The sequence below is a fragment of the Geomonas sp. Red276 genome (genome assembly GCF_054784495.1).
This window is the reverse complement of record NZ_BLXW01000012.1, coordinates 115,008-136,940: the sequence shown is the minus strand read 5'-3', so window position 1 is coordinate 136,940 and position 21,933 is coordinate 115,008. Positions and strand designations below refer to the sequence as shown.

The 21,933-nt window shown below is 63.3% G+C and carries 16 protein-coding genes; 5 read left to right on the top strand and 11 right to left on the bottom strand.

The annotated features are described in order from the left end of the window. Positions 1-79: 79 nt before the first annotated feature. Positions 80-757, bottom strand: a complete 678-nt coding sequence (locus ACYVL5_RS10685; RefSeq protein WP_460595555.1) for a Bax inhibitor-1/YccA family protein — start codon at positions 755-757, stop codon at positions 80-82. Between the two features lie 154 nt (positions 758-911). On the opposite strand from ACYVL5_RS10685, the gene ACYVL5_RS10680 reads away from it, so the two are divergent. Continuing rightward, entirely contained in the window at positions 912-1,268 is a 357-nt protein-coding gene (locus ACYVL5_RS10680) for a hypothetical protein (protein WP_460595554.1), read from the top strand. Between the two features lie 86 nt (positions 1,269-1,354). On the opposite strand, the gene ACYVL5_RS10675 is transcribed toward ACYVL5_RS10680, so the two are convergent. From ACYVL5_RS10675 to ACYVL5_RS10665, 3 genes are all read right to left on the bottom strand, one after another. Beyond that, positions 1,355-2,422, bottom strand: coding sequence for an NADH:flavin oxidoreductase/NADH oxidase (locus ACYVL5_RS10675; RefSeq protein WP_460595553.1), 1,068 nt, complete (start codon positions 2,420-2,422; stop codon positions 1,355-1,357). Positions 2,423-2,796: 374 nt separating this feature from the next. Then, complete coding sequence (mutM, locus tag ACYVL5_RS10670) at positions 2,797-3,609, bottom strand: Fpg/Nei family DNA glycosylase (protein WP_460595552.1); 813 nt, start codon at positions 3,607-3,609, stop codon at positions 2,797-2,799. Positions 3,610-3,668: 59 nt separating this feature from the next. After that, positions 3,669-3,854 (bottom strand): hypothetical protein, encoded by a 186-nt coding sequence (locus ACYVL5_RS10665; protein ID WP_460595551.1) that lies wholly within the window; start codon positions 3,852-3,854, stop codon positions 3,669-3,671. A 327-nt stretch (positions 3,855-4,181) separates the two neighbouring features. Between ACYVL5_RS10665 and ACYVL5_RS10660 the strand changes: the two genes are divergently transcribed. Together ACYVL5_RS10660 and ACYVL5_RS10655 are read left to right on the top strand one after the other, a co-directional pair. Further along, complete coding sequence (locus ACYVL5_RS10660) at positions 4,182-6,560, top strand: PAS domain-containing sensor histidine kinase (protein ID WP_460595550.1); 2,379 nt, start codon at positions 4,182-4,184, stop codon at positions 6,558-6,560. 456 nt (positions 6,561-7,016) lie between these two features. Then, entirely contained in the window at positions 7,017-7,685 is a 669-nt protein-coding gene (locus ACYVL5_RS10655) for a fatty acid metabolism regulator (RefSeq protein WP_460595549.1), read from the top strand. Positions 7,686-7,705: 20 nt separating this feature from the next. On the opposite strand, the gene ACYVL5_RS10650 is transcribed toward ACYVL5_RS10655, so the two are convergent. The 5 genes from ACYVL5_RS10650 to ACYVL5_RS10630 form a co-directional block, all read right to left on the bottom strand. Beyond that, complete coding sequence (locus ACYVL5_RS10650) at positions 7,706-8,650, bottom strand: sensor histidine kinase (RefSeq protein WP_460595548.1); 945 nt, start codon at positions 8,648-8,650, stop codon at positions 7,706-7,708. A gap of 320 nt (positions 8,651-8,970) precedes the next feature. After that, entirely contained in the window at positions 8,971-10,746 is a 1,776-nt protein-coding gene (locus ACYVL5_RS10645; RefSeq protein ID WP_460595547.1) for an acyl-CoA dehydrogenase family protein, read from the bottom strand. Between the two features lie 43 nt (positions 10,747-10,789). After that, on the bottom strand, positions 10,790-11,965 hold the full coding sequence (locus ACYVL5_RS10640) for a thiolase family protein (RefSeq protein ID WP_460595546.1): 1,176 nt from the start codon (positions 11,963-11,965) through the stop codon (positions 10,790-10,792). Positions 11,966-11,985: 20 nt separating this feature from the next. Continuing rightward, complete coding sequence (locus tag ACYVL5_RS10635; protein WP_460595545.1) at positions 11,986-14,337, bottom strand: 3-hydroxyacyl-CoA dehydrogenase/enoyl-CoA hydratase family protein; 2,352 nt, start codon at positions 14,335-14,337, stop codon at positions 11,986-11,988. A 70-nt stretch (positions 14,338-14,407) separates the two neighbouring features. Next, on the bottom strand, positions 14,408-16,216 hold the full coding sequence (locus ACYVL5_RS10630) for an AMP-dependent synthetase/ligase (protein WP_460595544.1): 1,809 nt from the start codon (positions 16,214-16,216) through the stop codon (positions 14,408-14,410). 275 nt (positions 16,217-16,491) lie between these two features. On the opposite strand from ACYVL5_RS10630, the gene ACYVL5_RS10625 reads away from it, so the two are divergent. After that, positions 16,492-16,821, top strand: coding sequence for a hypothetical protein (locus ACYVL5_RS10625; RefSeq protein ID WP_460595543.1), 330 nt, complete (start codon positions 16,492-16,494; stop codon positions 16,819-16,821). A gap of 1 nt (position 16,822) precedes the next feature. Here ACYVL5_RS10625 and ACYVL5_RS10620 read toward each other — a convergent pair whose 3' ends face one another. Next, a complete protein-coding gene (locus ACYVL5_RS10620; protein WP_460595542.1) occupies positions 16,823-18,163 on the bottom strand; it encodes a TRAFs-binding domain-containing protein in 1,341 nt (446 codons plus the stop codon). A gap of 771 nt (positions 18,164-18,934) precedes the next feature. Between ACYVL5_RS10620 and ACYVL5_RS10615 the strand changes: the two genes are divergently transcribed. Next, complete coding sequence (locus ACYVL5_RS10615) at positions 18,935-20,620, top strand: hypothetical protein (protein WP_460595541.1); 1,686 nt, start codon at positions 18,935-18,937, stop codon at positions 20,618-20,620. A 73-nt stretch (positions 20,621-20,693) separates the two neighbouring features. Here the strand turns inward: ACYVL5_RS10615 and ACYVL5_RS10610 are convergent, their stop codons facing one another. Beyond that, on the bottom strand, positions 20,694-21,926 hold the full coding sequence (locus tag ACYVL5_RS10610; protein WP_460595540.1) for a BamA/TamA family outer membrane protein: 1,233 nt from the start codon (positions 21,924-21,926) through the stop codon (positions 20,694-20,696). Positions 21,927-21,933 lie beyond the last annotated feature (7 nt).

Sequence of the window (21,933 nt, the reverse complement as noted above, 5' to 3'; positions counted from 1 at the left end):
CTAGAAAATAAAACGGGATGGCTCCCGAAGGTGCCATCCCGTTTTTCGTTTCATGTTCAGAAGTTGCCGCCGTGGCTCGTTACCTCCTGTCTCCCAGCAGCCGGAGCATGGCGAGGAACATGTTGATGAAGTCCAGGTAGAGGGTCAGGGCACCCATGATGGCACCCTTGCGGCCGGCCGCCTGGTACTTGATCTTCTGCGTGTCGTAGGCGGTGAGGCCGGTGAAGACGATGACGGCGCAGATGCTGGTCACCCAGGAGATCATCGGGCTGTGCAGGAAGATGTTGACCACGGAGGCTATGACGACGCCGATCAGGCCCATGAAGAGGAAGCTTCCCCACGTGGTGAGGTCGCTACGGGTGACGTAGCCGTAGATGCTCATGGCCCCGAACATCCCCGCGGTGACCATGAAGGTCGAGGCGATGGAGGATGCCGTGAAAACCACGAAGATGGTGGCCATGGTGAGGCCGTTCAAGGCGGCGTAAGCCAGGAAAAGCATGCCGGCCGTGGTGGAGCTGATCCTGTTGATGGCGCCGCTGATCGCGAGGACGAGGCCGACTTCGCCGAACAGCAGTGCGTAGAGAAGGATGCGGTTACCGAGGATCGCCTGCAGCAGTAAGGGCGAAGAGACCGTCATCAGCGAGACAAGGGCGGTCAGGGCCAGCCCGGTGCCCATCCAGCCGTACACCCCCCGCATCACGCCTCCTTGGGCGATGGGGACGGTTCTGGCGGCAGCCTGGGTCTGATATCTTTCCATGGGTACTCCTTTTCAATCAATGATATTGGCCGGGTAGAGGTTTCGTCCCGGGAAAGGCTGGTATAATTTACCTCACCGTACCCGACTTGTCACCACTAATTGCATGTCCTGCCAGTTCCACCACTGGTACCGGTCTGCGCCTAAGGAGGAACCCATGTTCAGGAAACTCATGGTAGTCATCTGTCTCATCACCTTCATCCCGGCCGCGGCAGGTGCGCAGGAATTGGGCCGGTTGGCGAGCCAGCAGCCAGGAGCGCAGACGGCGGCGGCAGCGGCTCCCCGGACCAGCTCCGTCCCGTCGCCCGAGAAGGCTGCCGCCCAGGTGGCGGCCAACGAATGCACCGATCCGGCCACCGGGGCCACCGAGGTCAAAGAATCCCGCCACAGTCATAGCGGCATGACCTTCCGCGACTTTGTGGATGTCCATTTCGGCGAGTACCGCTGGATCTACTGGGTCGGCGCAGCCGGTGTCCTCGTCGCCCTCCATGTCTTCGCCTTCGGCAAGGATTGATCCCCCCTCCCCCGCTTCCCGGGATGGGGGGCGGGGGAAGCCCCTCCAGCAGCGCCTCCAGCCACCTTGAACCTCCCCTACCCTGCTCAGAAATTCTTCGCCCGTTCGTACTGGACGGGCCAGGTCAGATCCACACCCAGCGCCCTTGCCGCGCTGAGAGGCCAGTACGGATCCTTCAGCATGCCCCGGGCCAGGAAGACCACGTCGGCCAGCCCGGTGGCAACCACCTGCTCGGCCTGGGCGGGGTCGCTCACGAAGCCGACCGCACCGGTGGCGATTCCCGCCTGTTGCCTGACGGCGGTCGCGAAGGGGACCTGGAAGCCGGGGCCAAACGGTGGCGCCGCCTCGGGAACGAGCCCGCCGCTGGAGCAGTCGATCAGGTCGACGCCAATCTCCTTGAGCCGTTTGGCCAACTCCACCGTCTGGCTGATCTCCCACCCACCTTCGATCCAGTCGGTCGCCGAGACCCGCACGAAGAGCGGCAGATGCTCGGGCCAGATCTCCCTCACCGCCTTGGCCACCCTCAGGGGAAAGCGGAGCCGGTTTTCCAGTGAACCGCCGAATTCGTCGGTGCGCTGGTTGGAGAGCGGGGAGAGGAACTCGTGCAGCAGGTAGCCGTGGGCCATGTGCAGTTCCACGACTTGGAAACCGGCCTCGACGCAGCGACGGGTGGCCAGGGTGAACTGGCCGAGGATGTTCTCCAGATCGTGGCTGGTCGCTTCGCGAGGGACCAGGTGTCCCGGGGCGAAGGGGATCGCGCTGGGGGCGATGGTCTGCCAGCCGCGGTTCTTGGCGTCGAGCGGTCCCCCACCCCTCCAGGGAAGCTCGGTGGAAGCCTTGCGGCCGGCGTGGGCCAGTTGGATGCCGGCGACCGCTCCCTGCTCCCGGATGAAGCGGGTGATCGGGGCAAAGGCGGCCGCGTGTTCGGCACTCCAGATGCCGCTGTCGTCCGGGCTGATGCGCCCCTGCGGGGTGACGGCGGTCGCCTCCACCATGACGAGACCGGCGCCTCCCACCGCGCGGCTGCCGAGATGGACCAGGTGCCAGTCGGTGGGGAGCCCGTCCTTGCTCGAGTACTGGCACATTGGTGAGACGAAGATGCGGTTACGGACGGTCACCTCCCGAAAGGTGATGGGGGAGAACAGTCGACTCATGGGAAGCCTCCATGGAAAAGCTAAATGTGGAACAGTAAAGAGGTTACCATACCTTCAGCTTACCCCTATGAAAAGCGCCCATTTCCCTCGTGTCTCCACCGGAACTGATCCATCTCCCCTCGACCCATCTATCTATCCCCTCGACCGGCCTTCCACCTTCCTCGCCTCTAATCCGTGTATCCCCTCGCCCCCATCGGGGGAGAGGGCCAGGGTGAGGGGGCGGTTCACGGCGGTGCAAACCTCCCTCACCCGGCCTTCGGCCACCCTCTCCCCTGAAGGGGCGAGGGTATCAGGAAGTGAGCCTTCGGCCACCCCATGAAGGGGCGAGGGTATGGATAAGAGAGCCTTCGGCCACCTGCGAGGGTATGGGAACTCTACCTTTGGCAGTTGGGGCAGAAGAAGGTGGAGCGCTTCCCGAAGCGGCCTCGCACGACAGGATCTCCGCACCTGCGGCAGGGCTGCCCTTCCCGACCATAGACGTAGAGTGTCTGGGGGAAATAGACGAGCTTGTCCTCTTCCTTGTCGAACTTCATGGTCGAGCGTCCCGCCGCGATGGAGTCGGTGAGGGTTTGCCTGATGGAGGCTGCCAGTTCCTCGCAATGGGATTCAGGGAGGTTTCCTGCCGGCGTCGTCGGGAGTATCCCGCAGCGAAAGAGGGACTCGGCCGCGTAAATGTTACCGACCCCGGCGACGACGGAGCTGTCCATGATGAAGGGCTGCACGGCAACCTTCTTGCCGCGGCTTCTGCGGAACAGGTACGCTCCGGTGAATTCGCTCGTGAGCGGCTCGGGGCCGATACTCGCCAAGAGCTTGTGCTGGAACGGGTCCGCCGCCGTCCAGTGCAGCGACCCGAAACGGCGCGGGTCGTTTAGCCGAAGCATCTGTCCCGAATTCAGCAGGATGTCGAGGGTGTCATGGGGACCGGCGTTGCGCTGGCCGGGTACCACTCGCAGATGGCCGGTCATTCCCAAATGCACCAGCAGCGAACCGGTCGCAAAGCGGAGGATCAGGTATTTCCCTCTGCGCTCAACCGCCTGGATCCGCTGGCCGGTCAACTGGGCGGCCAGCTCGGCAGGTATGGTGGCGCCGAGTTTCTGTCCATGGACAAAGAAACCGGCGACCGCCCGGCCTACCAGGTGATCGGTGATACCAAGTCTCGTTACCTCTACCTCGGGGAGTTCAGGCATGCGCTCCTCTCCCCTGTCCGTGTCTTCCGGCCCCGTGATCCTGATTCAATGCGCGCACCTCATTTCTCGATCGGCATCGGTGCGCAGACGTTGTCGGCTGCATTGGCCTCGGCGCCGCAGGTGAAGCATACGACGGTGGGATGGTCGGTGATGTGGGCGATTTCCTGGACAAGCCCTTTGCTCTTAAGCATGCAGATATGGCCGGTGTGCTTCGCTCCGCAACTGCAAGTGGTTTCGGTGCTCATGGTATCTCCTGTTGGGTTAAATTTGGGGTGCCGCTGGCAGAGCGGGGTGTCGTGACACGACCTGCTCCTCGCAGCCCTGATTAAAGATTAAACAAATCCGCGATGGAGGCAATAAAAACGTGTGCAGACAGGAAAAAAATTTGATAAATTTAATTGCAAAAAATTATTCTTGATAGTAAATTTTATATACCGTAGTCACAGCGCGAACTGCCGAGGCCCTACTGAGAGTGGCCCTAACTACCAGGGCCACAATGCCACCTACCTTTCACTGCAGGTTCCCCTTCCATGTTGGTGAAAAACGAAGTTAGTGACTCAGCGAGGCCATTTATGACAGCGAGGTATCAACTGGAAAACAAAGGCTGCGGAAAAGCTGACCCGTTTTCACTTATCCTACCCGCCGATTTCCCGTGGGAGGAAACCGCCCACCCGGGGGATCAGTACGCTGTCTTCAACAACATCTTCGGCACGCTCCACGTCGGCCTTTTCAGGTGCGACCCTGGCGGGGGGTACCTCAGCCACGTGAACGATGAGGGCACCGATTACCGGGTTCCCGGCGCCCCGGAGACGGAAGGTGCCCCTCTTCTGGTGTCCGATGATCGTCCGTACCTGGTTGCCGCCTGGGTGACCACAATGGATGCCGGCCTCGAGTGGTCTTCGGAATTGACCTATCGTGCCGCTGACGGCGGGACGATGATCGTGCACGTATCCATCGTCCAGACCCGAAACGCGGCCGGCGAGGTCACTGGCTACCTCGGGTGCAACGTCGACCTCACGGCCAGGGTGGCGGTCGGTGAGGAGGTCGCCCTGAGCGAGGAGCGGCATCGCCTGGCCCTGGACGCGGCCCGCGCGGGACTGTGGGATATCGACCTGGTCGCCGGCAGATGCCACGTGAGCCCGCGCTGTCACGAAATCCTCGGCTACGAAGAGGGTGCTCTCCCCTCGAGCATCGAGAGGCTGAAAAACCTGGTCCATCCCGAGGAGCAGGAGTCCCTCCTGACCATCCGGTCCAGCTGTCTGGCCGGGGACCGCGGGTTCCGGGTCGAACTCCGGCTTAAAACCGGCACCCGGAAATGGGGGTGGTTCCTCTGCCAGGGCAAAGCCCAACACGACCTCGATGGCCGCCTGGTGCGGGTGGTGGGAACCCTGGTCGATATCGAGGAGCAAAAACGGGTCGAGCAGCTCAACCAGGTGGAGCATTCCCTCCTGGAGGTGGTCACCGGCAACATCCCGGTTGGGCTCGTGGTCATCGACCTGGAAGGAAACCTCATCTTCGCCAATCCCTGCGCCGAACAGATCCTCGGGACCTCCCGCGAAGAGATGAATCTCTCCCGCTACCGGCTTCCGGTCTGCCATCTGGTCACCCGCGGCGGCAAGTCCTCCCACGAGGAGGAACTCCCCTTGCGTGAAGTACTGGCCGGCGGCAGCGTGATGCCGACCACCTGTTTTGCGATCAAACGTCCCGACGGCGAGCGGGTGCTTCTTTCCGTCAACGCCTCCCCCTTCGCCGGGGCCGACGGGGAGCCGGGCGGCACCGTGCTCGTGCTGCAGGACGTCACCGAGCAAAGACATTACGAGCAGGTCCTCGCCGATAGCGACCGGCTGTTGAGCGAGACCCAGCGGATCGCCCAGTTGGGGAGCTATGTGCTCGATCTGGCCAAGGACCGTTGGAGCTGTTCGGCCACCCTGGGTGAAATCCTCGGGCTCGGGGAGGAAACCCCGATGACCCTCCTCGGGCATTACGAGATCGTCCATCCCGACTTCCGCCAGCAGTTCATCGAGGCCTACTTCGCTTCCATCGTCAACGCCAAGCAGTTCCAGATGGAATACAAGATCACCCGGCAAAGCGACCACGTTGACCGATGGGTGGCGGAGTGCTGCGAGCTCAAACCGGACGAGTCGGGCAAGCTCTGCCGGATGGTCGGTACCATCCAGGACATCACCGAGCGAAAGGACGCCGAGCAGGCTATCCGCGACCTCAACGACGAGCTGGACCGGCGGGTCATCGAACGGACGTCGCAGCTGGCGGCGGCCAAAAAGGAGATCGAATCCTTCAGTTACTCGGTCTCCCATGACCTGCGCGCACCGCTTCGTCACATCAACAGTTACAGCACCATCCTCCTCGCGGAATACGCCGATCAACTGAGCGAGGAACCCCGCCAGTACCTCGAGCGGATAAGTACCGCCAGTTCGAGGATGGGGAAGCTGATCGACGACCTGTTGACTCTGACCCGGGTCGGCCGGACCGAGATGAAGAAGAACCGCTTCGACATCAGCAAGATGGCCGAGGAGGTCGCCAGCATGCTGAGCGAGGCCGAGGGGAACACGTCGGCGGAGTTCGTGGTCCAGAAGGGGCTGAGGGCCTTCGGCGACAGCATCCTCGTCAGGCTGGTGCTGGAAAACCTGATCGGCAATGCCTTGAAGTATTCCGGCAGCGGAGAGGCACGCATCGAGTTCGGCCGGACGGTGACCGGTGGCAAGTCCGCCTTCTACGTCAGGGATAACGGCGTCGGTTTCGACATGGCGTTCGCAAACCTGTTATTCCAGCCTTTTCAGAGGCTTCACGGCTCCGAGTTCGAGGGGACCGGGATCGGTCTCGCCACGGTCAAACGGATCATCGACCGTCACGGCGGCACCGTCTGGGCGCACGGCTTGGACCAGGAGGGAGCCACCTTCTACTTCACCCTTCCCCGTTCTCCGGAAAACTGAAAACGGCGCGGCCCTCCCGAGGCCGCGCCCTCCACTTCCCGTTGCCGATCAGCGATGATCTTCCGTTACGCGTTCCTTCCTCATCCTCACCCAGCCCGCTCCATGGCCCCTCGGCTCCCATGGCTCCCTTTCGCTCGCGCTCGTGTCGAGCGTCGAGGGTCGAGCGTCGAGCGTCGAGCGTTGGCCCCGTAAACGCGTAGAACTCTGTTCAATTTCTCCCGTCAAACTTATGTTTTCTGGCCGCGAAAAGATCTTAATGTTTTCCTTAGCTTCCCTTCATCACACCGGATCAAACGGTAAAATCCCCAGCTCCACTGGAAATTTCACGGTAATCACAAAATAACGCTACCAAAATACAAAACTATGTTCTATAGTAATTGGCAACCGGTTGAAACGGCTCTTTCTAAAACAGCGGAGGAGCCGTCGGATTTCGCTTGAGTACTGGGAGAGTTGGGCATGAGGAAGACGTACCAGATGGTGGAACGGGCTTTGGTTGCTGGATTGTTGAACGGGGAGGTTCGCCCTGGCGGCACCCTCCAGAGCGAGCGTGACCTGGCAGCGCGCTTTGCCGTCAGCCGGGCGACGGTGAGAGAGGCGCTGCTCAAGTTGCAGGAGTCGGGATGGATCTCGGTCCACCAGCGACGCTCGACCATCGTGAACGACTTCTGGTCGCAGGGAGACCTGCAGCTCCTTTCCTCGATCAACCGTAACAGCGAGGCCTTTCCGAAGGAATTGGCCCTGCACCTCATGGAACTCCGGGTCCAGTTCGCCCCCGATTACGCCCGCCGGGCGGTCGAAAACGAGGCCTCCAAGCTGGTCGAGCTCCTCACCCGTGCCGGCAAGCTCCGCAACACCCCCGGCTCCCTGGTCAAATTCGATTCACAGCTTCACCTGACCATGGCCGTCTTGTCCGGCAACAAGCTCTATCCGTTGATCATGAACAGCTTCACCGACCTCTACCAGCGTATCAAGGGGGAGTTCTTCTCGACCCAGGAGCATCGTTCCCTGGCGAGGAAGTACTATGAGGAACTGCTCGTGGCGGCCCAGGCGGGGGATCCCCTGCTGGCGGAGCAGGTGACCAGGAAGGCCATGAAACTCAGGCTGGAAAGTTACCAACGGGGTTAGGCGGGAAAGTTGCCTTATGTTTAGTAGGTGGCCCCTTCGGGGACATTGGGGTCGGCGAGGGTGAAGAAGAAGGTGGCGCCATCGCCCGGTTCGGCCTCGGCCCAGATTCTCCCTCCGTGGCGATGGATAACACGCTGGGCCAAGGCCAGCCCGACACCGCCCCCCTGCCACTCGCTGCCTCCGTGCATCCTCTGAAACGGGCCAAAGAGCCGCTCGGCGTATCTCATGTCAAACCCTACCCCGTTGTCCCTCAGGTAATACACCGTCTCGCCCCCCTGCCGTTTGCACCCGAATTCGATGGTGGCGGTCTCCTCGTGCGAGGTGAACTTCCACGCGTTGTCCACCAGGTTGTTGATCGCGCTGGTCATCAGCTCTTGATCGGCGTTGACCGAGATCCCTTCCTGGATGTTGAGCATGGCCTGCCGGTCGGGGGATTGGCGAATGAGTACCTCGGCGTAGTCGCGGACCAGTTTACCGAGGTCTACCGTCTTAATGGCTACCCGCTGGTTGGTCACCCGGGAGAGTTTCACCAAGGCCTCGATGTACCCTTCCATCTTCTCACCTGCCCGTACCATGCAGTCGAGGTAGCCGCGGGCGGTATCGTCAAGATTTCCGGCGTAGTCTTCCAGCAGGGCCCCGCTGAAACCGACCAAGTGCCGGAGGGGAGCCCTCAAGTCGTGGGAAATGCCATAGGTTAAGGCCTCAAGCTCCTTGGAGAGGTTGGCGTACGCCTCTTCCCTGCGAACGAGATTCTCCCGGAGGGCGCGTATCTCACGCTGGTCCTGTACCCGGGTGTGGTTTTCCAGGCGGAGCTTCTGGTTATAGGCCGCCATTTCGTTTTGGCGGTCGCCCAAGGCTTTTTCGAGGGTGTCCACCAGGATGTACAGCTGCTCCTCGACCGCTTCGTGCTGGGCAATCTCGGCCTGCGCCTGTCTCAGGGCGGATGCTAGCTTGGAATCAGTCATGGAAATCTCCCCGCAGTCTCCTCCGGATATGCCACCCATGTCGCTACCTCCTTAACGGGACCTGGCGGTCTCACCACATGTACATGTGCAGGTGCTAATCTTGGTACCAAAAGATTTTGCCACATTATCGTGAGAGTACCAAGAATTAAAGCAGGTTATCCCCAAAAATAATTAGGGGGTATAATGCAGAGGGCCCATGAGTGATGTTTCCCGGCCCAGGCCGGGAGGCTGGATGGCAGCCGTCCACCCTGGCGATGAGAGTGGACGGCCGGACGGACATGTCCTCCCCTGACATGAGAGACCAGATCCCAGCCTGGGTGCTAGAAGGGGTAGCGCTCGGCGCCGGTGGCCGCCGCAGCCAGGGTCCGCTTGGCCTCGAGAAGCCCGGCGGCCCGGTACTTGGTGAGCCTGCGGATTCCCGCCAGCAGGAGAGTCAGGGTATCACCCTCGGCGCAGTAAAAGGCCGCCTTGCGTGCGGCGGTGGCGGTCCGCTCGGAGGTGGCGAAGGCGATGGTCTTGACCGCCGCCTCGACCGACTGTCTCCTCTCCTCGCTCAGCTTGGGGAGCATCTTGACGGCACGCAGCACGGCACTTTCCAAGGCGAAGACGTTGATGGCCTGGTCGGCGAGAGCCAGAAGGATCTCCTGTTCTTCCCGGATTGCGTCGCGGTACTTCTGGACGGCGGTTCCTGCCACTACCAGGAAAGTCTGTTTAAGGCTGGAGACCAGGGCCTTCTCGGCGGCCAGCGGGACGCTTTCGTCAAGTTCCTCGAAACTCGGCGTCGTCAGGGCCTCGAAGGCCTTGACGACCTCACCCTGCAGCGGGATCTCCCCTTTCATGGCCCGGGTCAGCAGGATACCGGGGATAAGCATCCGGTTGATCTCGTTGGTCCCCTCGAAGATCCGGTTGATCCGTTCGTCGCGGTAGAAGCGCTCGGCGGGGTACTCCTGGACGAAGCCATAGCCGCCGTGGATCTGCACCACCTCGTCCACCACGTCGGCCAGGACCTCGCTGCAGAAGACCTTGGCGATGGCGCACTCGAGGGCGTACTCCTCGATCCCGCGCTGGTAGACCTCGTAGTAGTTGGGAGTTTCCTTCGGGATGGTGGCCAGGCGGTCGTCCAGCAGACCGGCCAGCCGGTAGACCAGGGCCTCGGAGGCGAAGATGGCTGCGGAAAGGTCGGCGATCTTTTCCCGGATGGCGCCGAAGGAGGATATGGGGTGCCCGAACTGCTTTCTCAGGTTCGCGTAGCGGAGCCCTTCCTCCAGGGCCGCCTTGGCCGCCCCGGTGACCGCGGCCCCCAGCTTGAACCTCCCGACGTTCAGGACGTTGAAGGCGATCTTGTGCCCCTTGCCGATCTCGCCGAGCACGTTTTCCACCGGCACCTTCGCGTTATCGAGGATCACCTGGGTGGTGGAGGAGCCTTTGATCCCGAGCTTCTTTTCCTCCGGGCCGACGCTCAACCCCTCGGTTCCCCGCTCCACCAGGAAGGCGGTGAAGTGCTGCCGGTCAACCTTGGCGAACACGGTGTAGAGATCCGCGATGGCGCCGTTGGTGGTGAACTGCTTGGTGCCGTTGAGGAGGTAGTAGCGGCCGTCCTCGGAAAGGGTGGCGCTCGCCTTGGCCCCCAAGGCGTCGGAGCCGGAGTCGGGCTCGGTCAGGCAGTAGGCGGCGATCCATTCCCCCGAGATGAGCTTCTCCAGGTAGCGCCGTTTCTGCTCCTTCGTCCCGTAGTAGACGAGCGGGAGGGTGCCGATGCCGGTATGGGCCGCGTAGACGACCGAGAAGGAGCCGGCCGAGGCGATCTTTTCCGCGGCCAGCATGCTGGTCGCCTTGTCCAGTTCGAGCCCCCCGTACTCCTCCGGGGCGTCCATCATCAGGAGCCCCAGCTCCCCGCAGCGCCTCATCAGCTTCACCACGTGGTCGAACTGCTGGTGCTCGATCTCCTCGCGAACCGGTTGCACCTCGTTCTTGACGAACTGCTCGGTGGTGGCGGCAATCTGGCGCTGCTCGTCGCTGAAGTCCTCCGGAGTGAAGATATCGGCGCTGGACGTCTCGGTGATCAGGAATTCTCCACCCTTGAAGATCTTGGCCATGGCGTACCTCGATGAAAGGTTCTAGGTTGTTCTTCTCAAGCGTCTACTTGACCAGCTCGAAAAGGCCGGCGGCGCCCATCCCTCCGCCGACACACATGGAGACCACTCCGTAACGGGTGCCGCGGCGGCGCATCTCGTGAAGGATGGTGGCGGTCAGTTTGGTCCCGGTGCAGCCCAGCGGATGGCCGAGGGCGATGGCCCCGCCGTTCACGTTGATCTTGGCCGGGTCAAGCCCCAACTCGCGGATGCAGATGAGCGATTGGACGGCGAAGGCCTCGTTGAGCTCGATCAGCCCCACCTCCTCCTGTTGCACGCCGCTACGCGCGAGGAGGGCCGGAATGGCCTCGATCGGGCCGATCCCCATCACTTCGGGAGGGACCCCCTTCACGCTGTACCCCAGGAAGCGGGCCATCGGCTTCTTCCCGATCCTCTTAAGAAACTCCTCGGACACCACCAGGGCCGCGGCGGCGCCGTCGGTCATCTGGGAGGAGTTGCCGGCGGTCACCGTGCCGCTTGCCTTGAAGGCGGGCTTGAGCTTGGCGAGCGCCTCCAGGGTGGTGTCGCTACGGACCCCGTCGTCGGCGGTCACGAGCTCCTTGCGGCAGCGGGGCTTCCCCCCCTCGACGGCGCACCGCTCGGCCTCCACCGGGATGATCTCCTCGTCGAAGCGGCCCGAGGCGATGGCGTCGGCGGCCTTGCGGTGACTCTCCAGGGCAAAGCGGTCCTGCTCCTCGCGGGCGATGCCGTAGCGGGAGACCAGGATCTCGGCGGTGACCCCCATGGCGGCGTAGGTCTCGGGCCAGCCGGCGATAAGGCCGGGGTTGGGGGCGAATTTCTCCCCTCCCATGGGGATCATGCTCATGCTTTCCGCCCCTCCCGCCACGATGCAGTCGGCGAAGCCGGCCATGATCCGTTCGGCGGCCGAGGCGATGGTCTGGAGCCCGGAGGAGCAGAATCGGTTCACGGTCTGGGCGGGGACCTGGTAGGGAAGCCCCGCCTTGAAGGAGGCGATCCTGGCCATGTTCATCCCCTGCTCCGCTTCGGGGAAGGCGCAGCCGAGGATGACGTCTTCGACCTGGGCCGGATCGACACCGGTCCTCTCGAGGAGCCCCTTGATGGCGGCCGCGGCCAGGTCGTCGGGCCGGGTGTCCCTGAAATGCCCCTTGTACGCCTTGGTGGCGGCGGTGCGGTAGGCGGCGAGTACGTACGCGTTCGACATGGTTCCTCCCATCGATGGGGCTAGTTCCTGAGGGGCTTCCCCTTCTTAAGCATGTGCTGGATCCGCTCAGCCGTCTTCTTTTCGCCGCAGAAGCGGAGAAATTTCTCCCGCTCGAGGTCCAGGAGGTACTGCTCGGAGATGAGCGTCCCCGCCGGGAGGTCGCCGCCGGTGATGACCTCGGCGATCCCCGAGGCGAGATGGCGGTCGTAGGCGGAGATGTACTCCCCCTGCTCCAGGTTCCAGAGCTGGGCCTTGATGGCGGCGGCGATGCCGCGTCCGGGGGCTTTTAACGAGGACTCCGGCTGGCCGGGGCGGTAGTTCACCGCCAGGGAGACGACCTTCTCCTTGGCGTCGTGGATCCGGCGGTCCGGGTCCATGGTGATGGAATCGCCCCGCCGCATGAGCCCCATGGTGAAGAGCTCGGCGCCCGACATGCTCACCTTGGCCATGGCGATGTTCCGGTAGTTGCGGAGTAACAGCGGCATCACCTCGGCGTCGTACTCCTCGGCAAGCCTGATGGCGCGGATCGCCATCTCCTTGGTCCCCCCGCCCGCCGGCAGGAGCCCCACTCCGATCTCCACGAGCCCCATGTAGGTCTCCGCATGGGCCACGATGGCATCGGAATGGAGGCAGGTCTCGCAGCTTCCTCCCATGGCGAGGTTGTGGGGGGCGGCCACCACCGGGACCCGGGCGTACTTGATGGCCATCATCGCCTTCTGGAAGGAGCGGACCGTCAGCTCGATCTCGTCGAAGGCTCCCTCGGCGATCGCCATCGCCACCAGCATGAGGTTGGCCCCGGCCGAGAAGATCGGTCCCTCGTTGGCGATGACCATGCCGATCCCGTCGCGTTCAGTCCTTCGCACCCCCTTCTGGATCATGGAGAGGGTCTCCGGCCCCATGGTGTTCATCTTGGAGTGGAACTCGAGGCAGAATACGCCGTCATCCAGGTCGATGAGGGAGGCGGCGCCGTTTTTCTCCACCACCTTCCCGGCACTCTTGAGGAGGGCGAGCGAGTAGCGGTCGGGCGGGGCGGGGACTTCCCGGTACCCTTCGTCACGGAAACTGTAGTAGAGGCGGCGGCCGTTTTCCACCCGGTAGAAGGTATCGACCTTCCTGAGAAGCTCGGGGATGGCGACCCCGTCCCGCTCCGACCGGGCCACGAAGGAGGCGACCCCGAGGGCGTCGAGGGTCTCGAAGGGGCCGAGCTCCCAGTTGTATCCCCACTTCATGGCGTTGTCGACGTTGACCACGTCGTCGGCGATCTCGGGAAGCCTCTTCACCGCATAGATGAGGGTGTCGCGCAGGGTGACCCAGGCGAAACGGGCGACCGGGTCCTCACCGTCGATGAGCGTCCTCACCCTCACGGCGGGGTCGTCCTGCTGCTTGGCGGCGGCCACCGTCGGAGGTTTGGGAGAGGCGGCCGGAAGATAGCTTTCGGTCGCAAAGTCCCAGAAGAAACGGGCGGTTCCCCCCTCCCCTTTCTCCTTGCGGTAGAATCCCTTCCCACCCTTGTTGCCGATCTGGCCGGCGGCCACCATCTTCCGCACACTTTCGGGGACCTCGAAGACCGCGGCCTCGTCGTCCCCGGTGAGAAGCCGCCGGCTGTTTTCCAACACCCGCACCACGGTATCGATCCCTACCAGATCCCAGAGGGCGAAGGTCCCGGTCCGGGGGCGCCCCATCGCCTGGCCGGTCGCCAGGTCCCCTTCCTCCACGGTGAGCCCGGCCTCCATGAGGTGCTGGAAGGTGACCGCCCCCGCGTAGGTGCCGATCCGGTTGGCGATGAAGTTGGGGGTGTCCTTGGCGTGGACGATCCCCTTGCCGACCCGGACCCGGATGAATTCCGCCATGAAGGAGTAGAGCTCCGGATCGGTTTCGCGGCAGGGGACCATCTCCATGAGCCGCATGTAGCGCGGAGGGTTGAAGAAGTGGGTGACCAGGAAACGGCGGCGGAGCTCCTCGGGGAGCGACTGGGCCAGCTCGTTGACCGACAGCCCGCTCGTGTTGGTGGAGAGGATGGCGCCCTCCTTGAGGTTCGGGACCACCCGGTCAATGAAGATGCGCTTCTTGATCTCCGGATCCTCGACCACCGCCTCGATGACCCAGTCGCACTCACGAAGCCTTGCCGCGTCGTCCTCGAAATTCCCTCCCTCGATGAGGTCGCGGTAGCCGGCGAGGTAGAGGGGGGCGGGCTTCGCCCTGGTTAAGGCATCGAGTGCCTTCAAGGCCACGGCGCTCCGCTCCTCCGGGCTGCTCCCCTCCCCTGCCACGTCCAGAAGGAGCACGCTGATCCCGGCATTGGCCAGGTGGGCGGCGATGGCGGAACCCATTACCCCGGCACCCAGCACGGCTCCCCTTTCAATCGTTCTCATAACTCCCCCAACTCGTTCATGTTTGCCGATGGTGCCCCGCTGCCGGGAGCACCACGGAGTGTTCCCTGAATCAGCTCTCACCCGCGTACATCCGCTCGATCCGCTCGCGGTAGTGCTCGGCGATCACCTTCCGCTTGAGCTTCAGGGTCGGGGTCAGCTCGTCGGCGGCCAGGGTGAAATCGTGGGGGAGCAGGTCGAACTTCTTGATGGTTTCGTAGTGGGCGAGCTGGCTGTTGATCTCGGCCACCCGCTCCCGGTAGATCTCCTGGACCGGCTCGTGGACCACCAGGTCGTCGAGGTCGTTGTAGGGGATCCCCTTCTCGCGCGCGAACTCCAAAAGGCGCTCGATGGTGGGGACCAACAGGGCCGTCAGGTACGGCCTGCGGTCGCCGACGATGACGGCCTGGGAGATGTACTTGTCCCGTTTGAGGAGGTTCTCGATCGGCTGCGGTGCGATGTTCTTCCCTCCCGCCGTGATGATCAGCTCCTTCTTGCGGTCGGTGATGAAGATGAAGCCGTCCTCCAGCCGGGCGATGTCGCCGGTCTTGAACCAGCCGTCCTTCAGCACTTCCCGGGTCCCCTCCCGGTCCTTGTAGTAGCCGATCATCACCTGCGGCCCCTTGACCATGAGCTCGCCGTCCTCGGCGAGCGCCACCTCGGTCTGCCGCAGCGGGGTCCCCACCGAGCCGAAGCGGAGCTCTTGGAAGTTGTTGTTGGCGATGACCGGGCTGGTCTCGGTGAGCCCGTACCCTTCCAGGATGGGGACGCCGATGATCCAGAAGAACTCGTTGATGTGGGGATCGAGCGGGGCGCCGCCGCAGCAGCAGAGCTTGAGCCTCCCCCCGAAGCGCCGGCGCAGCTTGGTGAAGATGATCCGGTCGGCCAGGGAATATTCGAGTCTGAGGAGGAGGGGAACGGTTTGCTGCTGGTACTTGGCGTCGATGTACCGGCTGCCGATGGCCAGCGCGGTCCGGAACAGCCGCCGCTTGAAAAGGGGAAGCTGGTGGACGTACTCGAAGATGCGCGAATGAATCTTCTCGAAGAGGCGCGGGACGCAGACCATGATGGTCGGCTCGACCTCGATCATGTTCTCGGCGATCTTCTCAACGCTGTCGGCGAAGACCATGAGCCCCCCGAGCATCAGGCAGAGGTAGTAGCCGACGCTCCGCTCCAGGACGTGGGTCAGGGGGAGAAAACTCAGGAAGGTTTCGCGGTCGTCCAGGACCCCGGCCTTCACGATGGTGGAGGAGACGTCGAAGAGGACGTTGCGATGGGAGAGCATGACCCCCTTGGGGATGCCGGTGGTGCCCGAGGTGTAGATGATGGTCATCAGGTCCTCGGGCTCGAGGGTATCGATTACCCGCTCCAGGGCCCCCTGTTCCTCGGGGAGGATCGGGTCGTCGATCTCGGAGAGCTGGTAGAAGGTGGTCAGGGGAAGTTCCGGCTCGCCCAGGAAGCGCTCGAAGGAGACTACCATGCGGACCGCGGGAATCTCGTCGCGTGTCGATAGAAGCTTGCGGTACTGTTCCCGGCCGGAGATGAAGACCAGGGTGGCGCCGCAGTGGCCGAGGACGTAGGCGACCTGCTCGGGGGTGTTGGTGGCGTAGATCGGGACGGTGATCCCGCCCGCCGCCAGGATCCCCATGTCCGCGATGACCCATCCCGCGCGGTTCTCCGAGAGGATGGCCACCGGTTGGCCCGGTGCTATGCCGAGCTTTCTCAGGCCGCGGGCCACCATGAGGGCCCGCTGGTAGAACTGGGCATAGCTCAGGGTGACCCAGTTGCCGAGCTTTCTGAAACGGAGCGCGGGGCGCTCGCCAAGGCGAAGGGCGCTCTGCCTCAGCATGTCCGGTATCGATCGGTAGGGAACAGTTTCCATCAGGTCACCCGAATCAGTGGTAGGATGCGGGACCGGGGTGCCGTGCAGACATCGATCCCGAGAACTCCCTCTGATTTTAATGATATACGGGAGCGCGTCCGCCGTCAATTTTGGGGGAGCGGACTGCCGGGGGTGAAGCTACCGATTGACAGCCGGGGAAAGGATAACTATGATCTCCCTTCCTTCGGGACCGACCGGTTCCCGTCAGGGGCGGCCCAGCCTTTGCCGGAGTTTAGGCGGCGGGGCCACCGACTATCTATAAAGGGGAGTACCGGATGTCCAACGCAGTAGTTGATGACCTGATAAATCAGATGGGGTCTTTGTTCACCAAGGGGGTGTTCACCAGGAAGACCGTTTTCCGCTTCTCCATGGACGAGGAGACCTTCACCGTCACGGTCGACGCGGATTGCTATTCGGTCGAGAGAGGAAACGCCGGCGGCGACGCGGACTGCAGCTGCAAGACCAGCCAGCAGATGTTCAAGAAGATCTGGTTCGACGGCTACCAGCCGGGGATCATGGACTTTCTGAGCGGCAAGATCCAGGCGAGCGCTCCCTTGCTCCTCCCGCAGTTCTTGCAGGCCTTCGGGAAATTCGCCCGCACCTGAGTTACCCGTTTCCACCCCAGCGGGCGGCCGCCTCCAGGAGTTTTTCCATGGCGGCGTCCGCCCAGCTTGGGCACTCCGCACCGCGCCCCATGCGGGCGTCCCTGATCAGTTTGAGCTTCTTGGCCGTGGTCTGCGGCTCCCACGCCTCGCGGACCCGGGCGAGGCTTCTCCCCAAGGCATCGATCCCCTTCGCCTCATCGCAGGACAGCACCGCCAACTCGAGCAGAGTGGCGAAGTCCCAGTAATCGGCCGCCCCCGACCTGATGCTCTGCTCCACCGCGTAGTACACCACCGGGAGGATCTCGCGCCGGCGCGGGTCGGCAGGCTGCTTGAGCTCCATCAGGGTGACCGCGTTGACCCCCGCGTAGGTGTCCCGCCAGTCGGCCTCGAACCCTTTGAGGTACGCGGTGGCAGCCTTCTCGAGGAGTTCCTTGGCTTGCTGCCGGTTTCCCTGCTCGAGCGTCTTTTCCCACTGGTACTTCAGGATCCTTCCCAGTTTCCCGTAACTTACGCTGCTCAGCCCGCGGCGGGCGATCAGGTCACGCATGGTCTGCTCGGCCTCTACCCCCTTCCCCATCCTGTTGAGGGCCAGGGAGAGCTGTTCCTGCACGAGGATGGAATCCGCCAGTTCCGATGGCATCCGTTTCACCAGTTCGACCATCTCCGACCACCAGTGGACCTGCCGGTAGGCGAAGAAGAGCTCGAGCACCAGTCCCGGTTCCGCCTGCGCCGTGTTCCCTACCTGTAGGTCGACCCCGCGGACCGCCTCCCCACCTTCCTGCCGCGCACGCTCCAGTCGGTCCCAGAGGGCCGCTTCCTGCCGGACCTGCTCGCCGAGTTTCGCCAGCGACTCCCCTCCCCGCTTCGGTACCCGCTCCATGAAGGGGAAGAGCGGGCTTTCGCTGGCGGCATCCTCGTGGTTTTTTAAACGGCCGGTGATGAGGGTGCGGAATTTGGCCTCGTATTCAGGCTGCCCCTGGGGAGAGAGCCGGTAGGGGACGGCTTCGAGCCGCTGGACGTCGAGGGGGAGCTGGCCCCTTTCCAGGGCGTAGATGAGGAGCGTCGAGCGCCGCTTGAGGGCGTGGCGGACCCCAAGTTGATAGAAGACGGCGGGATCGGCGGCGGTGAGGTCCACCACCGCGTGGTCACAGAGGGTAAGGCGCTCCAGGAGGTGCCCATCGATCCCGGTGCGTCCCTGGCCGCCCCGCACCGGGTAGAGCCCCGCCGCCTCCACCGCGGGGACCACCAGCCGTTCGTAGACCGCCTGGAAATCGATCACCCGCCCCGAGGCGTCCTTGCGCTTGTCGAAAGGCATCAGGATCAGACAGATTTTCTGGGTCATTGCCGTGCGCTCTCGTTGACCGCGACGCTGGCCGGGCCGGTGCCGGTTCGGGCGGCGGTTGGAAGGTTAATCCGGCCGGGGCCGGGTGTTTATGAGTATGCCGGGGACCTGGAAAGTATAGCGGTGCGGAGGGGGAACGCAACCGGGGCGGGGGCGTCGGGTCGAGGAGGATGGGGAGCGGCACATGAGAGTGGGCAAGGGGATGGAGGGGGCTCTCGCCGGTAATTTAATTATATCTCTCCGAGCCGGGGCAATATCACGCACGACCGGTACCTTGGCCAGGTGGGCGGGACGCCGCCTCCCGGCCCGCATATCCGCGGAAGATCCCAATATCGCTCCGGCGACCTTGGTTCAGCCGAAAGTCGCTGAAATGTCATCGAAACGAACAATTGCGGGGGTGGACCTGTGACCAGAAGGGACAGCGGAGGCTTGGCGGCTGTTTGTCCGTCACAGGGGAAAACGGTTGATTTAACCTATTTGGATCTTGACATGGCGCTCATAGAAAGATAAAGTGTCGCTATTTTTATAGCTTAGCAGTATCATCTGGTCGCCTCCATCTCACAACAGGGCAAAATAAAACGGGATTTGTCAGTGATATAGATATTTCTAATCGCTATACCTTTCCCTCCGCGTCTTCTCACCCTCTGCGGTCTCGCCTTTTCAGCATGGTTGCATCCACTGGTACAGTTCTTCGTCATGGTTGATTGCATCAACGGCGATGAATCAATTGTAATGCCACTATTCCATCGAGTTAATACAGGAGGCCTTATCATGAAACGTGTCTATCTTTGTCTTGGCGCAGCACTGCTCGCCCTCCCGGCCTGCAGCAACCACCCCGAAGGGGTAAACATGAACCAGGTGACGGCTCTCAGCACCGAGAAGTACGCCGTCTCCGGCGTGCTGGCCGACGCCAGCGGCGCACCGATCTCCGGCACCGTGACTCTCTCCGCCACCGACCCCAACGGCAACCACGTCAACGTCTACTCCGACCGCACCGGCGGCACCGTACTGACCAACGCCACCGTCGGGGCCAACGGCCTGGTGAGCTTCTACGTCTCCTCCAACGCCACCCTCCCGGTCACCGTGACCGCGATCGGCAACGCAACCGGCCGCGTTTCCAGCTCCGCCCAGGTCACCATCACCAGCGTCGGTTCCTACAGCTTCGTCGTGAAGCTGGTCGATCCGAACAACGCCTCGGCCACCCCGGGCCTGGCCGCCGCTACCAGCGCCCCGGTGGCCGCCTCGGCCACTACCGGCCTGGCCGCTCCCATCACCGCCAACGTGGCCCCGACCGACACCGCCACCAGGTCCGCCGCCCAGGTGACCATCCCGGCCAGCACCATCCTCCGGGACGCCAGCGGCAACGCGCTTTCCGGCACCGTCACCGCCACGGTGACCACCTTCGCTCCGCCGACCGCTGCGCTCAGCAGCTCCAACATCGCCAACTCCACCCCGATGGAGAACTTCCCGGGCGGGTTGACCAACGTGAGCGTCGCCGCCAACCAGAACACCGGGGCAACCGCCGGCTCCTTCGCCACCGCCGGTTTCGTGGCGGTCAACGTCACCGACTCGACCGGCAAGGTCGCCCGTTCCGCCAACACCCCCTTCACCATCAGGATGGACATCCCGGCCGGCACCATCAACCCCGAGACCGGCGCTGCCGTCGCCGCCGGCGACCAGGTGCCCATCTGGACCTACAACGAGACCACCGCTACCTGGAAAGCCGAGGTGGACAGCCAGGGGAACCAGGTGCTCGGCACCGTGCTGCAGGACCAGAGCGGCAAGCTCTTCGTCAACTACACCACCAACCACTTCTCCTACTGGAACCTCGACTGGATGTACTCCAACACCTGCACCGGCGTTCTTAACCTGACCAACGACGCCCAGAAGCTGGCCCTCACCGTCAAGGCCGCCTTCCACAACGGCGCCGGGTTCCTCTACCGCGGCTCCAAGCCCTCCGGCGACGGCTCCGTCACCGCCTTCCGGATCCCGGCCGGCCAGAAGCTCGACCTCTACCTGATCGACAGCGCCAACAACGTGGTGGCCTCCACCACCGCCAACTCCCCCAACGGGATCGACTGGTGCGCACAGCCCAACCACGCCATCTCGCTCGACTACGTGGCTCCCGCCGCCCTGAAGCCGATCCCGACCACCATCACCGTCCTCGAGTACTGCACCCAGGATCCGAGCGTGACCCGCGCGGTCCCCTCCGGCCAGGTCATGGCGATGAACACCGCGAGCTACGCGAACGTCTCCGGCGCGACCGGCACCGACGGTACCTACACCTTCAACCTGCTGCCGGGCAACTACAGCTTCTTCGCCTACGACCGGACCAACAAGACCTGGGGTGCCAAGACCATGGCCGTCTCCGGCAGCTCGGCCGCGGTGACCATCCAGTCCCCGATCAACTGCCAGACCACCACCGGCACCGGCTCCACCGGCAGCACCATCAACTAGCTTGAAAGGCTCGCGACAGCCGTGAAAATCGAAGCGGGATCCCGATCGGGGTCCCGCTTTTTTCATGATTGCGCTAGAACGGGTAGCCGAGCCCCGCGAAGACCGCCGGGCCGTCCTTGCCGAAGCCGACGTCGATCCTTCCCACGATGTTGGGCCTCACCACCGCCCTGATGCCCACCCCCGGGTTGAACTCGAAGCTCTGCTGTTTGGCCTCCACCAGCGATCTCATCACCGTGCCGAGGTCGACGAAGGGGGCGAGCTCCCAGTCCGCCTTGACCTTGAACACCTCCCACCGAAAAAGCCGGATCCGCTCCTCCAGGTTCAAAAGCATGCAGCTCTTGTCGACGAAACGGTTCTGCCCGTAGCCGCGGAGGGTGGTCTCCCCTCCCAGGACGGCCTGCTCGAGGAAAGGGATCCGGTTTCCCTCGTTCTGGTTGAAGGCGAAACGGAGCACGGAAATGAAGCGTTCCTCCCGGAGGGGGCGGTAGAGTTTCACCTCGGCCTCGTAGGTGAGGAAGGGGGCGGCGCTGCCGAGGAGCTTGGAGCTGTTCTCGATGGAAATGCGGGCGTAGGTGCCTTCGGTGGGCATCCCGGGCGAGTTCAGGGTGTTGTAGAGAAAGGAAAGCTTCTGGGCATGAAGATGGTACCCCTCCACCCCGGGAACGTAGTCGGGAAGAAAGACACCGGTGATGAACGGCAGAGACTTTACGGCGCCAGGGCGGATGTCGACGTCCTTGAACCGCTCGCCGAAGGCGATTTCGAAGGGATGGAACGGACGGTAGCCGCCGGTCAGCGCGATCCCGGTCTCGTGGTCGGTGTAGTTCGTCTCGTTTCTTTTCTGGGAGGTGGACTGGAACCCGAAGAAACGGGCCGACCCGTCCGCATAGGTAAAGGCATTGACCGAGAAATAGAAGCGGGGAGAAAGGAAATGTTCGTCGCTGTAGCGGAACCTCAACTCTTCGTTGATGGTGGTGGCCTTGGCGAGGCTTAGCTTGTAGCTGCGGTCGGGCTCGGGATAGAAGGCGGCGTAGAGCGAGGTGGTGAAGCCGAAGTACCGGTTGTAGTTCTCCTGGGGGACGGCCAGCGCGCTCACCAGGTCGTGGCTGTCGTGGAGGAGGAAGGCGACGAGCCCCCCGGAGGTGATCCCCTCGTTGGGGCTCGTCGCCACCACCGGCAGCGGAATGGCGATCGTCTTCACGGGGTCGGGGAAATTGCTCCCCACCGGCGGCGGGAGGTAATCGCGGGGAAGCCCGAGGGTGCATCCCGCCAGCAGGAGCACCACGACCATGATGTGAAATCCCCGCATCGCATCC